Annotated in this window: 18 protein-coding genes; 11 read left to right on the top strand and 7 right to left on the bottom strand. The window is 61.6% G+C overall.

Annotated elements, in window-relative coordinates; translation table 11 throughout:
• Positions 1–5: 5 nt before the first annotated feature.
• Positions 6–1487, bottom strand: a complete 1482-nt coding sequence (xylB, locus tag J0O65_RS03305) for a xylulokinase (RefSeq protein WP_215404827.1) — start codon at positions 1485–1487, stop codon at positions 6–8.
• A gap of 30 nt (positions 1488–1517) precedes the next feature.
• Complete coding sequence (locus J0O65_RS03300; protein WP_215404117.1) at positions 1518–2525, bottom strand: LacI family DNA-binding transcriptional regulator; 1008 nt, start codon at positions 2523–2525, stop codon at positions 1518–1520.
• 419 nt (positions 2526–2944) lie between these two features.
• Between J0O65_RS03300 and J0O65_RS03295 the strand changes: the two genes are divergently transcribed.
• Both J0O65_RS03295 and J0O65_RS03290 read left to right on the top strand, forming a co-directional pair.
• Positions 2945–3220: a CopG family ribbon-helix-helix protein gene (locus J0O65_RS03295; protein WP_215404115.1), complete on the top strand. Its 276-nt coding sequence runs from the start codon at positions 2945–2947 to the stop codon at positions 3218–3220.
• Positions 3220–3495, top strand: a complete 276-nt coding sequence (locus J0O65_RS03290; RefSeq protein WP_215404113.1) for a type II toxin-antitoxin system RelE/ParE family toxin — start codon at positions 3220–3222, stop codon at positions 3493–3495. The genes J0O65_RS03295 and J0O65_RS03290 overlap by 1 nt, the downstream gene beginning before the upstream one ends.
• Before the next feature lie 234 nt (positions 3496–3729).
• Here the strand turns inward: J0O65_RS03290 and J0O65_RS03285 are convergent, their stop codons facing one another.
• The 3 genes from J0O65_RS03285 to ygfZ are packed head-to-tail and all read right to left on the bottom strand — an operon-like array spanning position 3730 to position 5871.
• The gene (locus J0O65_RS03285; RefSeq protein ID WP_215404111.1) at positions 3730–4467 is read right to left on the bottom strand and encodes an NRDE family protein; all 738 of its coding nucleotides are present in this window, start codon (positions 4465–4467) and stop codon (positions 3730–3732) included.
• Positions 4458–4748 (bottom strand): DUF4936 family protein, encoded by a 291-nt coding sequence (locus J0O65_RS03280; RefSeq protein WP_215404109.1) that lies wholly within the window; start codon positions 4746–4748, stop codon positions 4458–4460. The genes J0O65_RS03285 and J0O65_RS03280 overlap by 10 nt, the downstream gene beginning before the upstream one ends.
• 7 nt (positions 4749–4755) lie before the next feature.
• Positions 4756–5871, bottom strand: coding sequence for a CAF17-like 4Fe-4S cluster assembly/insertion protein YgfZ (gene ygfZ / locus J0O65_RS03275; RefSeq protein WP_215404107.1), 1116 nt, complete (start codon positions 5869–5871; stop codon positions 4756–4758).
• A 176-nt stretch (positions 5872–6047) separates the two neighbouring features.
• Here ygfZ and mltG point away from each other — a divergent pair, with 176 nt between their 5' ends.
• The 4 genes from mltG (at position 6048) to J0O65_RS03255 (ending at position 9359) form a co-directional block, all read left to right on the top strand.
• Positions 6048–7034, top strand: coding sequence for an endolytic transglycosylase MltG (gene mltG / locus J0O65_RS03270; protein ID WP_215404105.1), 987 nt, complete (start codon positions 6048–6050; stop codon positions 7032–7034).
• Between the two features lie 52 nt (positions 7035–7086).
• A complete protein-coding gene (tmk, locus tag J0O65_RS03265; RefSeq protein WP_215404096.1) occupies positions 7087–7728 on the top strand; it encodes a dTMP kinase in 642 nt (213 codons plus the stop codon).
• A gap of 16 nt (positions 7729–7744) precedes the next feature.
• Complete coding sequence (locus tag J0O65_RS03260) at positions 7745–8773, top strand: DNA polymerase III subunit delta' (protein ID WP_215404093.1); 1029 nt, start codon at positions 7745–7747, stop codon at positions 8771–8773.
• A gap of 199 nt (positions 8774–8972) precedes the next feature.
• Positions 8973–9359, top strand: coding sequence for a VOC family protein (locus J0O65_RS03255; protein ID WP_215404092.1), 387 nt, complete (start codon positions 8973–8975; stop codon positions 9357–9359).
• Positions 9360–9418: 59 nt separating this feature from the next.
• Here the strand turns inward: J0O65_RS03255 and J0O65_RS03250 are convergent, their stop codons facing one another.
• Entirely contained in the window at positions 9419–10414 is a 996-nt protein-coding gene (locus J0O65_RS03250) for a hypothetical protein (protein WP_215404090.1), read from the bottom strand.
• A 326-nt stretch (positions 10415–10740) separates the two neighbouring features.
• Here J0O65_RS03250 and J0O65_RS03245 point away from each other — a divergent pair, with 326 nt between their 5' ends.
• The 5 genes from J0O65_RS03245 (at position 10741) to J0O65_RS03225 (ending at position 14066) form a co-directional block, all read left to right on the top strand.
• Positions 10741–11520 (top strand): TatD family hydrolase, encoded by a 780-nt coding sequence (locus J0O65_RS03245; RefSeq protein ID WP_215404088.1) that lies wholly within the window; start codon positions 10741–10743, stop codon positions 11518–11520.
• A gap of 16 nt (positions 11521–11536) precedes the next feature.
• Positions 11537–12187, top strand: coding sequence for an ankyrin repeat domain-containing protein (locus tag J0O65_RS03240; protein ID WP_215404086.1), 651 nt, complete (start codon positions 11537–11539; stop codon positions 12185–12187).
• 256 nt (positions 12188–12443) lie between these two features.
• Positions 12444–13367, top strand: a complete 924-nt coding sequence (locus tag J0O65_RS03235; protein ID WP_215404084.1) for a class I SAM-dependent methyltransferase — start codon at positions 12444–12446, stop codon at positions 13365–13367.
• Between the two features lie 100 nt (positions 13368–13467).
• Positions 13468–13716, top strand: a complete 249-nt coding sequence (locus tag J0O65_RS03230) for a hypothetical protein (protein WP_215404082.1) — start codon at positions 13468–13470, stop codon at positions 13714–13716.
• Positions 13717–13868: 152 nt separating this feature from the next.
• Positions 13869–14066 carry a hypothetical protein gene (locus J0O65_RS03225; RefSeq protein WP_034784591.1) on the top strand — a complete coding sequence of 66 codons (198 nt, stop codon included), beginning with the start codon at positions 13869–13871 and terminating at the stop codon, positions 14064–14066.
• Between the two features lie 60 nt (positions 14067–14126).
• Here J0O65_RS03225 and J0O65_RS03220 read toward each other — a convergent pair whose 3' ends face one another.
• Positions 14127–15245, bottom strand: coding sequence for a phospholipase A (locus J0O65_RS03220; protein ID WP_502793534.1), 1119 nt, complete (start codon positions 15243–15245; stop codon positions 14127–14129).
• Positions 15246–15391: the final 146 nt, after the last annotated feature.

Genomic DNA, 15391 nt, shown 5'->3' with positions numbered 1-15391 from the left:
GCTGCTTATCCTTTGCTGAGTTGGTGCAAGGCTTGCACGGCGGGAAACAGGCTACGGTAGCGACCGTAACGCAGGCTCAAGGCTGCGCTGTGCGCGGCATCGGGCAGGAAAGTGTTTTTGATGGGCAAGCCGGTGGACAGCAGCTGGCGCTGGCCGATGGCGGCAAAGCCCAGCTTGGCCGCGCCCAGGCTGGCCGACAGTTCGCTGTTGTGCAGGGTGCGCATCTCGCGTCCCAGCACATTGGCCAGCAGCTGCGCCCAGTACTGGCTGCGCGCGCCGCCGCCCACCAGCATGCAGTGCGGAACGACGGCACCCGTCGAGGTGACGGCCGCCATGGCGTCGCGCAAGGCGAAGGCCACGCCTTCGAGCACGGCATAGCCAAGCTGGGCCGGCGTGCTGTCGTGGCCCAGTTGCAAAAAGGCGCCGCGCACTTGCGGGTCGTTGTGCGGCGTGCGCTCGCCCGACAGGTAGGGCAGGAACAGCGGCGCGGATGGCGCGATGGGGGAATCGAGCGGCACGGCGTTTTCCACCAGCGCCAGCAGGGCCGCCTCGTCGGGCAAGCCCAGCACGCTAGTCGCCCAGCGCACGCAGCTGGCGCCCGACAGGATCGCGCCCATCGCGTACCAGCGGCCGGGCAGGGCGTGGCAAAAGCTGTGCACGCCGCCGGCCGGGTTGCCCAGCGGCGCTTCGGTCACGCTGACGATGGCGGCGCTGGTGCCCAGCGAAATAAAACTGTCGCCGCCGTTGACGGCGCCGATGCCCACGGCCGAGACGGGATTGTCGCCACCGCCGCCCGCCACCACCACGTTCTCGGGCAATCCCAGCTGGTCGGCGATGGCGTCCGGCACGGTGCCCGTGGCGGCATCGCCTTCGGCCAGCGCCGGCAATTGATCGAGGCGCAAGCCGCAGGCCGTGACCATGGGCGCGAACCAGGCGCGCCGGGCTTCGTCCAGCCACAGGGTGCCGGCCGCGTCGGACATGTCCGTCAGTTTGATCCCCGTCAAGCGCAGGCGCAGATAATCCTTGGGCGACAGCAGGCAGGCGATGGCGGCGAAGGCGTCGGGCTCGTGCGTTTGCAGCCACAGCAGTTTCGGCGCCGTCAGGCCCGCCATGGGCAGGCTGCCCGTCACGTCCGCATACGCGGGATAGTCGCGCGCCAGGGCGGCCGCTTCGGCCTCGGCGCGCGCATCGTTCCACAGGATGGCGGGACGGATGAGCTGATCGTTGGCGTCGAGCAGCACGGCGCCATGCATCTGGCCGGACAGGCCGATGCAAACGATGCGCGCATAGTCTTGCGGCCAGCCGGCGCGCAGCTGCGCCAGGGCGGTGACGCAGGCGGCCCACCAGTCCTGCGGCGACTGTTCGGACCAGCCCGCTTGCGGGCGGCTGGTTGCGATGCGCACGGACGCCTGGCCGCGCACGGCGCCTGCGCTGTCCATCAGCACGGTTTTCAGTTCGGAGGTACCGAGGTCGATACCGAGGGAAATCGCTGGATGCATATTATTTAGAGTAAAAAGTCAGGGGCAGCCGCAGGAGTTGCGCACGCGCAGGGTCGGCGACAGGCGCTGCACATGCTGGGCGCGGCCCGGATTGGCGATGCGGTCGATCAAGAGGTCGACGGCCATGGCGCCCAGCTCTTCAAGCGGCTGCGCCATCACGGTCAGGCGGGGGCTGAAATAATCGGCCCAGTCGAAATCATCGAAGCCGGCCAGGGCGACGTCTTGAGGTACCGCAATGTGCGCATCGCGCAAGGCGTGCATGGTGCCGATGGTCATCAGGTTATTGCCGGCGACGATGGCCGTGGGACGCCGTGCGGCGGGCAGGGCCAGCAGTTCGCGCGTGGCCGCGCCGCTGCGTTCCAGGTTGGAGTCGCCCGAGCGCTGCAAGTCCGCATCGAAGGCGATGCCGGCGCGCTGCAAGGCCAGGCGATAGCCTGCGATACGCTCGTCCGTCGTGGACAGGCCCGGTGCGCCCGCGATGAAGCCGATGCGGCGGTGGCCGTGGACCGTGATCAGATGGCTGACCAGCTGCGCCGTCGCCTCGCTGTTTTCCACGCCCACCTGGTCGAACGGCTGCGGCGACATGCGGTCGACCAGCACGGAAGCGATCTTGTTGCTGCTTAAATAGTCGAGCGCGCGGTTGTGCGGATCGCCGGACGGCGCCAGCACGATGCCGTCGACCCTGCGCTGGTGCAGGTTCTGCACCACTTTCAATTCCTGCTCCGGGTCGTCATGCGTATCGGAAAACAGCATCATTAAGCCATGGCGCGTGCAGGCCGCCTCGATGGCGCGCACGGTTTCGCTGAAGTAATGATTGGTGAAGGCGGAAATGGCCACGCCGATGGTGCCCGACGACGAGCCGGCCAGCGCGCGGGCCAGCATGTTCGGCACATAGCCGATCTGCTGCATGGCCGCGTTGACGGCGGCGACGGTTTTCGGGCTGACCTTGCGGGTGCCGTTGAGTACGTGAGAAACGGTCGACAGCGATACATCCGCCGCGCGCGCTACATCTTCCATGGTGGCCATGGTGTCTCCTGATGGTATTTTTTTGTTTTTATGTGTTTGATGCACGGCTTTGTTGCCGCGTTTGCATCCATCGTAAACAAAAGAAAGCGCTTGCGCAAGCGCTTTCTTTTTTGTGCGCATGGATGGAATGAGGTTTTTGGTGCGGCTTGTTCTGCTCAGGCAGCAGCGGCGCTACGCATTTGTTTGGCAATCCAGTGCAACACGGATTCCGGTAGCACGGTGTCGCTGGCCAGCGCATAGCCTGGGTAGCGCAGCGGTATAGCGAAGCTCTATTTGAGTGATTTTAATTATTAAAATCGCATTATTTCAATGGGTCTGTCCATTAAATCACTCTGATTACTGATGATTTAACGCGATTGACACATATTTTTTGCTATGGGATGATGAAGTTGAGATAAAAGACTACGAGGACACCCGAGATGGCACAGAGCGAAACTAAAGTGCTCACTGCACACGTACCGCTGCCGCTGGCCGACAAGGTCGACATGTTGGCTGCGCGCCTGGAGCGCTCGCGGGGTTGGGTCGTCAAGCAGGCGCTCAGCGCCTGGGTTGAGCAGGAAGAGGAGCGCAGCCGCCTGACGCGAGAGGCAATGGCCGACGTCAAGGCGGGCCACGTCATCGGCCACCAAGCGGTGCAGGCGTGGGCTGACAGCCTCGGCACCGATAACCCGCTGCCGGCGCCGGCGCTGCCCTAATGCAGTTGCAGTGGAGCAGCAAAGCGTTGTCCGACCTGGTTCGCCTGCACGAGTTCCTGGCTGCCGTGAACAAAGCGGCGGCGGCGCGGGTCATCAAAGCGTTGACGACCGCCGCAGCCGGCCTGGTGGCGAATCCTCGAATTGGCCAGAAGCTTGAAGAGTTCGAGCCGGGCGAGGTCCGGCGCATCCTCATTGGCCACTACGAAATGCGCTACGAGATTGTGGGATCAAGGATCTTCGTTTTGCGCGTGTGGCATACGAGGGAGGAACGATGATATCGCTGGACTTGTCCTGGCCATGCCACACCACTGACTGCGGCAATTGAAGGAGTCTCGGCCAAGTCGACGATTGAGTTTCGAGCCTCTTAGCGTCTGATTTCCCCATTTTTCCTATTCGCCCCAAGTCGGATTAGCGGGCCAAAAGCGCGCTAAACCGATTGGAGGTGTCGTTAGCGTATTACGGTATTGTCAAGTTGCGCACCGCGCGCCTCGGCGCTCCGTTATCCCGACCTACTGTATCACCAGCTCATGCAGTTCGCCGGGCGAGTCCGGGAACAGTTTCACGACGGTGGAGGTGCGCGTGCCGTAGCCCGGCGTTTCGATGCAGACGGCGGACAGCACGCGCTCGAGGTCGAGTGGCACGCCCGTGTCCGGCAAGCGGAAGTCGGGCGCGCGCGTGGTGTCGGCCAGCATGTCGAAATACGCTTCATCGGGCGCGCCCTGGCACAGCAGGCTGGCGAACTGGGCCTTGGTCTTCAAGACCTTCGGCCACGGCGCGTCCAGCAGGGCGTTCGACAGGCCGTAGATGCCCGGTTCCAATGGCTGGCCATTGCGCGCATCGCCATCGCCGCGGTTGGAAAACCAGATCAGCGTGTCGGCGTCGCCCAGCACCAGGTTAAAACCGTTGTAGGCCTTGCAGCCGGGGCGGATTTGCGCGATGTAGTCTTGCGGCGACATATTGCCGGCCAGGTAGTCGGCCACCAGGGCGCCGCGCGAGGGGGCGTCCGGCTTGCGGTCTTGCGGGCTGCGGATATTCGTGATGGCGGCAAAGCGCGAGCTGCCGCTGCCGGCTTGCGTGATGCCCATCCAGCTGCCGCCCGCCTGCAGGTCGCGGCCCGCATACACTTGCGGGTGCTCGGGCCAAGTCCCGGCGGGGGCGCTGGCGCGTTCATAGAATTCGTCGCGGTTGGCGGCGGCAATCAGCGGGATGTGCGGATTGACTTTCCAGGCAAAAACGATCAGGCACATGGAGGCAAATCCATGAACACTTCCGTATGGCGCGCGCCGGCCGTCATGGCCAGCAAGCCCGCCTCGTCGGCGGTACCGGCCAGCAGTTCGGCAAAACCTTCGCCGACGACGGGATAGATTTCCATCCACGTCTGCAAGCCATCCTTGGCGTCAGGGCGGCGCTTCAGTTGCGGCGCCACGCCGGAGGCGGCCGCCAGTTTCGCCTGCATGGCACGGACCCTGGCTTCCAGTGCCTGGGCGTGCTCTTGCTTGACCTGATAATAAATGTACAAATCTTTCATGGCATTCTCACAAGTCGAGTGCGTCGAGCACGTAAGGCATGGGCAGGAACTGCACGTGAGCGCCCTGCGCCGAACCGTAGCGCACGGCGCCGGCGGCGCTTGAACCTTCTTCGATCGCCCCCAGCTTCATTTCAGCGAGCGCGTCGACGCCGCCGCTGCCGTTGGGCGCCGCGTTGACGACCATGCCGCAAGGCTGGTCCGGATCGCTGACGGTGTACAGTTCGCCACCGGCGGCGACGCTGGCGTCAGCGATGCTGACCAGGGTGGTGCGGCGCTTGAGCTTGCCCAAATACTGGCTGCGCGCGACGATTTCCTGGCCCGGATAGCAGCCTTTCTTGAAATTGACGCCGCCCAGCAATTCAAAATTGACCATTTGCGGCACGAATTGCTCTTGCGTGGCGGCCGTGATCTGCGGGATGCCCGCGTGGATCTCCGACAATTGCCAGGCGTCGTTGCCGCCCTTGGCCAGCTGCTCGGTCAATCGCTGCCACGCGTCGCGCGCCGTGGCGGCCGAGGTCAGCCATTCATAGCGGGCGCTGCCGAACGCATCGGCCACGCGCAGCAGGGTGCCGGAAGCGTGCTCGACCTTGCTGAAGGGCGTGGCGGGCAGGGCGGGGAACCAGGCGCACAGGGCCGCGCTGGCGTGCTTGCCGCCCAGGCCCAGGATGACCTGCTTGGCTTCATCAAGCGATGCATCGTGCAGCTTGGCCTTGGCGCGCAGCACGAACATCTGCAAGCGCTTCTGGATGGCCGGCTGTATGGCGCGCGGCAATTGCAGATAAATGGTGGTGGCGTTGCGCCACATCAGGAAACTGGCCAGCAGCCGGCCTTTCGGCGTGCAGTAGCCGGCCAGGCGCACTTGCTCCTGGTTCAGGTGTTCCACGTCGTTGGTCAGCTGGCCGTGCAGGAAACTGGCTGCCTCGTCGCCGTCCAGGCCGATCAAGCCCTGGTCCGTGATGGCCGCGACAAAACCTTCTTGCAGTTGGGACACTGTCAGGGACTGGCCGAAGTCGGCGATAGGGGCGGCGGCGATGGGGGCGGTGCTGTCAGGCGCGCCATCGGTGGCGACGGGGCGGGCGCCTTGTGCGGTTAAAAATTGATTCCAGTTATTCATAATTTCCATTAGATCAGCGATTAAGCATTATCATTACGGGTTCATTATAGTGATGTCGCGCAGATCGCGTCGGCTGCGGCAAGATTGCCAGTGTTGGCGCCGCTTTGCGCGCACTTGCTTCACAAATGAACGATCATAACAAGCGGACGTTGGCCATCAGCGCCCGCATCACAAGAATCGGAACAATGGCTTTCTTTAAAAAACTTGTAGTCAGCTCGGTCATCGCCGCCATCGGCGTCGGCGGTACTTTTGTGTACTGGGCGCAGCAGCCCATCACTACGGACGGAGAAGCGATTCCGTTTACGATCGCGCCGGGCAGCGGCGCGCATGCGGCCGGCCAGCAGATCGCGGACGCGGGCGTGCCCATCGTGCCCATCCTGTTCAACATGCTGGCGCGCATCGAAGGCAAGACCTCGAAGATCAAGGCCGGTTCCTACGAGTTGAAGCCGGGCACCACGCCGCAGCGCCTGATCACGCAGCTGGCACGCGGCGAGTTCGCGCAAGAGTCGCTGACCATCATCGAAGGCTGGACCTTCAGGCAGATGCGCATGGCCATGGCTAGCCATCCCGGCCTCAAGCACGACACCGTGGGCCTGTCCGACAAGGAACTGATGGCGAAGATCAGCCCGGAATATGTGTTGCCGGAAGGCTTGTTCTTCCCGGACACCTATCTGTTCGCCAAGGGCGCCAGCGAAATGCAGATTTTCAAGCAGGCGCACGCGGCCATGATCGGCCGCCTGTCCGAAGCGTGGGATAAGCGCGATCCGGCCTTGCCGTATAAAAACCCGTACGAGGCGCTGATCATGGCCTCCATCGTGGAAAAGGAAACGGGGCAAAAGTCCGAGCGCGCCATGATCGCCGGCGTGTTCGTCAACCGCCTGAAGACGGGCATGCTGCTGCAGACGGACCCGACCGTGATCTATGGCATGGGCGACAGCTACCAGGGCAAGATCCGCAAACGCGACCTGGAAGCGGACACCCCGTACAATACCTACACGCGCGGCGGCTTGCCGCCCACGCCGATCGCCTTGGCTGGCGCGCAATCGCTGACGGCGGCGCTGGCGCCGGCGCGCACGCAGGCGCTGTATTTCGTCGCGCGCGGCGACGGCACCAGCCAGTTCTCGGCCAACTTGCCCGACCATAACCGCGCCGTGAACCAGTACCAGCGGTAATTTCTCCTGCTAATTTCACCTGCTAATTTCACCTACTTAAGTAAGAAGTTTCATGACACAACACCATCAACCCCGCTTCATCACCTTCGAAGGCATCGATGGCGCGGGCAAGTCGACGCATATCGGCTTTGTCACCGACTACCTGCGGCAGCGCGGCGTGACCCTCGTCTCGTCGCGCGAACCGGGCGGCACCAGCCTGGGCGAAAAACTGCGCGAACTGCTGCTGCATGAAAAAATGCACCTGGAAACGGAAGCCTTGCTGATGTTCGCCAGCCGCCGCGAACACATCGCGCAAGTCATCGCGCCCGCGCTCGAGCGTGGCGAGTGGGTCATTTCCGACCGTTTCACCGATGCCAGCTTCGCCTACCAGGGCGGCGGGCGCGGCATGGACTTGCGCAAGATGGAAGCGCTGGAAGCGTGGGTGCATCCGCACTTGCAGCCGGACCTGACATTCCTGTTCGACGTGCCGCTGGACGTCGCCCGGGCCCGCCTGGACGCCACGCGTGCGCTCGACAAGTTCGAGCAGGAGCGATCGGATTTCTTTGCCGCCACGCGCAACGAGTACCTGCGCCGCGCGGCGCAGTTCCCGGGCCGTTTCCGCATCATCGATTCCACGCAAAGCATTGCCGATATTCAAGTACAGCTCGCGCAGCTACTTGATATTTTACTTGAGAAAAGCGTTATAACGTGCTGATTTAAAAGAAGAAGACATGACAAGTTCTCTCTATCCGTGGCAACAGGACGCCTGGCAGCAATTGCAAGCCTTGCGCCCGCGCATGCCGCACGCCATCCTGTTCCATGGCGCGCAAGGCATCGGCAAGGCCGACTTCATCGAGCATTTCGCGCAAGCCTTGCTGTGCGAAAACGTGCGCGCCGACGGCCATGCCTGTGGCACGTGCGCCTCGTGCGGCTGGTTTAGCCAGGGCAACCATCCCGATTACCGCCGGGTCCGTCCGGAAGCGCTGGAAGACGAGGTGGCCGATGACGGCGAAGAGGGCGAAGGCGCGAAGAAAAGCGCCAAGACCAAGACGCCGTCGAAAGACATCAAGATCGAGCAGATCCGCAACCTGGCCGACTTCATGAACATTTCCACGCACCGTCAAGGCTTGCGCGTGGTGGTGCTGTACCCGGCCGAGGCGTTGAACACGCCCGCGTCAAATGCCTTGCTGAAAACCCTGGAAGAGCCGCCGCCTGGCACTTTGTTCCTGCTGGCATCGAACAGCCTGGACCGCCTGCTGCCGACGATATTGTCGCGCTGCAGGAAATTTGCCTTGCCCATGCCCAGCCATGAGCAAGCCTTGACGTGGCTCAAGCAACAAGGCTTGAACGATGCGGACAGCTGGCTGCGCGAGCAGGGCGGCGCGCCGCTGGCCGCGCTGGCCCAGTCCGAATCGGGTGGCCGCGAGGAAACGGAACAGTTGCTGCAGGTGCTGGCCAACCCGGGCGTGGAAGCGGCCCTGAAAGCGGCGGATAAATTGCAGAAGGCGCCGCTGGCGCCGCTGGTCGCTTCCTTGCAGCGCTGGCTATACGACGTGTTTTCCGTCAAATTGTCCGGCACCATCCGCTATTACCCGCGCCACCGGCGCGAACTGGAAGCCTTGGCAGGACGCATCAACGTGAGCCGTCTGATGGCCGCCATCAAGGCCGCCAACGAACGCCGCGCGATAGCCGAACACCCCTTGTCGCCCAAGCTGTTCCTCGAGGACATGCTGCTCGACTACGCTTCAAGTTGCCAATAAAATCAATGATTTGCGATATCAAGTTAATCCGGATTGTGCGGTTCTTGGCCCGCCTGGAATGACTTGGCCGCAAGCGCGCGTGCAGCTGCGGTATGGCACTGCGCCCGCTTGCTGGTTTTTTTCCTGGCGCGCCATGTCCATTTGCCACGCCCAGCCCCCGGTGTTACAGTCAAGGCACTCGACGGCAACGGAGGCGTGCATGAAACGGGTCACTGGCATCGGCGGCATCTTTTTCCACGCGCAAGACCCGGCCGCGCTGCGCGCCTGGTATCAGCGCCACCTGGGCCTGGACGTGCAGCCGTGGGGCGGCGCCGCCTTCGCCTGGACGGACGCCGACGGCAAGCCCGCTGGCGGCACCACCATCTGGTCCGTCGCGGCCAAGGACAGCGAGCAATTCGCGCCCGGCAAGGCCTCCTTCATGATCAACTACCGCGTCGACGACCTCGACGCGCTGCTGCAAGCCTTGCGCGACGAAGGCTGCACCGTGCTGGAGAAGGCACCGGACTCCGAATATGGCCAGTTCGGCTGGGTCATCGATCCCGAGGGCAACAAGGTCGAGCTGTGGCAGCCGCCGCAGGGGCAGTAGTCAGCCGCAGGCCATGCCAAGGAAACAGCGCACTACCGTCAGGCGCTTGCCGGATAGATTTAAGGTTCGCGGCAGCCGCCAGGTGGCGAATTGACAGGGCATTTCCATTTCCAGTCGACGTATGCCTGTTGGCTCAATCTGACGGAGAAGCTGATCGAAGGTGAGGTAACGGAAAGCGTCACGACGTTTTCATCAAACTTCGTGATTTGCGGCGCACTGGTGCCAGGAACCGTTTTGGGATTCATGCCAAGTCCGAATTGCAGGTCGATCTGGCTATTGCCCAGCAAATAGGGCAGATTGTTGGCGACGATCTGGCCGATATTGAAGGTCCTGCCATCGGGCGCCGTTATCTGCATTGTATTAGGTACCAGGCGCAGCATGCCTATGCCCCATGCCGGATCCGGCATATACAGCAGCTTGTCCTTGACTTCGTTCATGGCACTGCGCACGCCGTCCTCTAGGCGGCTATCGAGTATGCCGGTCACCTTGTTGACCAGCAAATCTCCCACGATAGGAAGTATCCAGCCCAGGTTGGAATCGCAATCGGTAGAGGAGTTTACATTCGAATTGAGGCCCACAGACGGCAGTAGCACGCCGTCGTTCGCACCGTATTGCCCTGTCAGCGAAATGTTTTTGGCAGAAAATGTATTGGTGCAATCGAAGGTGAGAATACCCCATCTTTTCCCGGAATAGGTGCTGCGCGCTTCGTAACTGATGCCATCAATGCTCATTAATAGGGTGTTAGGCGCCGCAGGCTGGATGTTTGCATGCAGGTTGCCGCTGAGGCTGCCGCCTCGGAATGTGATGCCTTTTTCTGCAACGGTGGCGCCAACCACGCTGTTGAGCTTGTTTTCCAGCCCTGTGCGGATACTGCGCATCTCGCCGATGAATGGCGACAGCCGGCCATCATAGTTGGCGGCACTTTCCTGATACGATGCCGAGCCGCCGTTGTAACTGACAGTCACGACGTTGTTATTCCCTCTTAAGACGGGAACCCAATCGGCATGTGCTGCACCACTGGCCAAGATCGCGACCAAAAAAAAAGTATGACGCATACGTATTCCCTTTTTATGAGTACCGGCACGGCATGGTGTTGCGATGCCGGTCAATTGATTTCGGTATGTCGGAGTATGTGGATTTATGGGAGATAGCGAGTCGATGTTGCCATAAATAGTTCTAAATTGGAAAACATTTTTTATGGGAAATTTTTTCGACGAATGTCTTGTTCCGATGACAGGGGCTGTTGTTTGGCGCAGCAAAGGGGGCAGTCCATCAGGTCAGGTGGGACGAATAGATATTGCCTCTCAGCCGGCACTCGTGCCAATGCTCCATTTCCTTCTTCCCCCTGCCAGATTCCGCTCCCTCCGGTACAATCCGCCTTATGTATATCGATTCCCATTGCCATATCAATTTCCCCGAGCTGGCTGCTCGCATGCCCGAGATCCTCGCCAAGATGGCCGAGAACAAGGTGACCCATGCCTTGTGCGTGTCCGTCGACTTGCCGGACTTTCCACAAGTGCTGGCCCTGGCCGAGCAGTATCCGCATATTTTCGCGTCCGTCGGCGTGCATCCCGATTACGAGGACACGCCTGAACCGTCCGTGGACGACCTGGTCCGTCTGGCCGACCATCCGAAGATCATCGCCATCGGCGAGACGGGCCTCGACTATTTCCGTCTGACGGGCGACCTCGAGTGGCAGCGCGAGCGTTTCCGCACTCACATCAAAGCTTCAAGAATCACGCGCAAGCCCTTGATTATTCACACAAGAGCGGCCAGTGCAGACACCATACGCATCATGCGCGAAGAGGGCGCGGGCGTGTCCGATGGCGGCGTGGCCGGCGTCATGCATTGCTTTACGGAATCGCTGGAAGTGGCGCGCGCCGCCATCGACATGGGTTTCTATATTTCCTTTTCCGGCATCGTCACGTTCAAGAGCGCGAAAGACTTGCAAGCCGTGGCCCTGGAAGTGCCGCTCGAGCGCATCCTGATCGAGACGGATTCGCCGTATCTGGCGCCGGTGCCGTTCCGCGGCCGCATGAACGAGCCCGGCTACGTGGCCCACGTGGCGGAATACCTGTCGACCCTGAAAGGCATCCCCCTGGCCCAGGTGGCGCAGCAGACGACGGATAATTTCTTCAAGTTATTCAATCAGTTGCCATAACTTCTTGAGGTCATACATGATGAAAAAACTCGCGCTGGCGATGCTGCTGTGCTGCGCCACGGCCAGCCAGGCGGCGCCGGAACCGGACGCCTTCTTCCGCGCCGTGTCCGTCAACAACGCCAGCGGCGTGCGCAGCATGCTGGCGGAAGGCATGAATCCGAACCAGCCCGATGCGCAGCGCGGCGACATTCCCCTCGTGCTGGCCCTGCGCGACGATGCGGACCGGGTGTTCCAGGTGCTGCTCGATACGCCCGGCATCGACATCGAAGCCCGTTCGGCCAATGGCAACACGGCGCTGATGATGGCCGCCTACAAGCACAAGCAGGACGCCGTGAACGCCTTGCTGGCCAAGGGCGCGAAGGTCAACCAGAGCGGCTGGACGGCGCTGCACTATGCGGCCTCGGCTGGCGACTTGCCCATCATGAAAATTCTGCTCGACCGCGACGCCATGGTCGATGCGCGCGCGCCCGCCAACATCACGCCGCTGATGTTTGCCGCCCGCGAAGGGCAGGAAGGCGCCGTCAAGCTGCTGCTGTCCTGGGGCGCGGACGCCAGCCTGAAGAGCGACCATGGCTGGACGGCCGTGCAATTTGCCCAGGCGGGCGACAAGCCCGGCGTGGTCGCGATCATCGAGGCGGCGCAAAAGGCGCGCGCAGCCCGAAAATAATTCTTTAATTGCAATACTTTCCATGCCAGCGCTGAAACTGGCATGGAATTGCCTCTCACCTCAGCCCTTTGTTCTCCCTGCCGATTAACGATAATGATTGTGTCGCATTAATCAGGAGATACCTCGCATGGGCCTTCCCACCACCGTCAGGCGCCGGCTGTATTGTCGCCGCCCCTCGCGCAGCCCGTGCGATATCACTGCTTTCTGGAATGACAAAACCGATCGGCCATCGGAGCCAGACTCCAAGAGGACAGACATGCTGAATGAACGAGAAATCGAGAGTTGTTACCTGGGGCAATTTATCCCCGTCCATTACCACCACAATATGTTGATGGACCAGAACCGCATGCACGGGTTCAAGTCGGCGATCGATTACGCGGTAAAACCCGGCATGAAGGTGCTGGAGCTGGGCGGCGGCACGGGCGTGCTGTCGTGGTTTGCGGCCGCGCGCGCCGACAAGGTCTGGTGCGTGGAGTTCAACCCGGACATGGTCAAGGAAGCGCGCAAGATGCTGGCGCTCAATCCCAACGGTGAAAAAGTCGAGGTCGTCCACGCGGACGCCTTCGAATACCTGCCGCCCGAGCCCGTCGATGTGGTCATTTGCGAAATGATTCATGTGGGCATGCTGCGCGAAAAGCAGGTGGAAGTGATCGAATCGTTCAAGCGCCGCTACCTGGCCCGTTTTGGCGGCCCGCTGCCCATCTTCCTGCCCGAGGCCGTCATCATGGCCGTGCAGCCGATGCAGCAGGAATACGATTTCGAGGGCTTTTATGCGCCCATCGTGCAATTCCAGGAAACCACGGCCATTCATCCGGGCGTGCAGGAACTGGCGCCGCCATCCGTCTACAGCATCATCGACTTCAGCCAGCCGACGGACACCGTCTTCGGCTTCGACGGCAAGTTCGTCGTCGAGCGCAGCGGCACCCTGAACGCCTTGCGTTTCGTCACCAAGAACATCCTGGCCGTCGTGCCCGAGCGTTCGACCACGATCGACTGGCTGAACCACTACATGTGTTTGCCGCTGGCCACGCCGCTGGCCGTGAAGGCGGGCGACGTGCTGCAAGTGAGCTTCCAGTACCGCGCCGGCGGCTCGATTCCCTCGCTGGAAGCGTCGATCCGCGCGCAAGTCATCTATGATGTCAATCTGCAGCCGGTGACGCAGAACGCCGTGTATGCGTAAGCATCATTAATGTAAAGGCAACGCCGCAGCCATTTCCTCCTGCGGCGTTTGTCCATTCAGGGTATATTTCGTCCTTTACCCATTGGACAGCTTTACTATCATGGAACAGATCGATCAGCGTTACCTCGTGCAACAGAACAAAATCAGCGATGGCGAGACCAGGCCGCCCGTGTTTGCCAAGGTAATGCGCAGCAAGGAGGGCGTGTTTGAAGGCGTGTCCTTCATCAAGTCGAAGGACAAGGCCACCGTCATGACCATCGAAGATGCCAACCAGGCCATCAAATGGGCCGCCAACAAGAAGCCGAACGCGCATGAATACATCACGAAAGTGATTTGCGTCGGTCAATAAGCCCCCGTTCATTCCCGTTTTTGCACCGTTCATCCGCGCAGCATGCAGTTCATCGCATGGCCGTTGCCGCCGCCGCTGCGCTTTACTATAGTGCCGTCACGGTAGCGGGGCAAGCGCGGCTTGCTCCGCACATTTCATTCGAGGGGGACGCGATGCTGGGATTCGTGCTGTGGTTGCTGCTCTTGCTGGTGTGCTGGCCCCTGGCCCTGCTGGCCCTCGTGCTGTATCCGCTGGCCTGGCTGCTGTTGCTGCCATTCCGCCTGATCGGCATCGGCGTGGAAGGTGTGTTTGAATTACTGCGCGCCATCGTCATGCTGCCGGCCCGCGTGCTGGGCGGCGGGCGGCGCTAAACTGGTTTTCCCATAAAAATGGCGCCCTCGGCGCCATTTTTGTTTGTCGGACCGTGCCGCTTACAGGTCGACCATGAAACCGGCGCCGATCGATTTCTGCGAATAATTGTAGTCGATCAAGCTCTGGCCATAGCCGGAGAACAGTTGCAGATAGCCTTTCAGGTTGGCCTTCAAGGGGAAAGCCCAGCTTGCCTGCATGGAGCCATGCTTCTTGCTGAAATTACGGCGGGCCGTCACGGCATACTCGTGACCCTTGTTGCGGTAGCTCACGCGCAAGTCGCCATGCCCCAGGTAATCGACGATGTCGATATTGTCATTATCGACCGCGCTGTTGTCGAGACGATGCCACACGCGGGCCGTGACGGCCAGGTTGTCCTTTTCCATGCCCAGTTCCGCATACACGCGGTTCCAGCTGCGCGACAGGGTCGAGGTCTGGCCATTCGACTGGTGCACCAGGCCCAGGTTCAGGTAATTGAACTCCACGCCCGCGAAATTTTTGTTGATCGGCAAGATCAGCATCAGTTCCGGCTGGTAATTGGTTTCGCGGAACGGGCTCGATGCCTTGCGGTTATACGCCTGCCAGAAACTTTGCTGCGTGTAGCCGAACCACATGTCGATGGGCGTGCCGGCGATGTCTTCCAGCAGCTTCATCTTGAAGCTCAGCTGGAACGTCAATTCCACGTGCTGGCTCTTGATGCCGGCCGGCGTGAAATCCTGGAACGGTTCGTCGTTCGATGCGTCGCTGTAATTGGCCAGCAACAGATAGGTGTCGCGGTGCGGGCGGAAGTTGAACAGGCCCCGCTTCGAGGCATCGTTGAGTTCCCACGACTGCTGCGTGCGCGAAATCGGCGCTTCCGGCGGCGCCGCGCCCGCCTGCGCTATGGCGGGAATGGCGGCGTTGACGGCCTCCGGCGTGGCCACGCCGGGCGGGCCGACAAACGTGAGTGGGGCGACCTCGGCGGCCGCCGCCAGGGCCACGGCCGCCGTGGCGGGATCGCCGCCGGCCGCGATGGTGGCCTTTTCCGCCGCCTTGGCCAGGGTGTCGAAGCAGCCCAGGCGGGCGCTGGCGTCACCGAGCACGGCGCAACGCTGCATCTGCTGTTCCAGTTCACCGGCCATGGCCAGCGCCGGCGATGCCAGCAAGGAAGAGAGGATTATTTTTTTTAGTGGGGTCGTCATAAAATGTGAGGGGATATCGTCCGGTGCGTACCCCGGAGATCCCGGGGGCGTCTTGATTTTGATTAATCTTTGTTGAATTAATTGATAAGAAAGTATAGCTGAATCCGCCATTTACCCTGTGCGCCTACCGTGCGCGCGAAGGTCGG

The sequence above is a fragment of the Janthinobacterium sp. JC611 genome (assembly GCF_018682595.1).
GTDB lineage: Bacteria > Pseudomonadota > Gammaproteobacteria > Burkholderiales > Burkholderiaceae_D > Janthinobacterium.
This window is presented reverse-complemented; position numbering and strand designations above follow the sequence as displayed.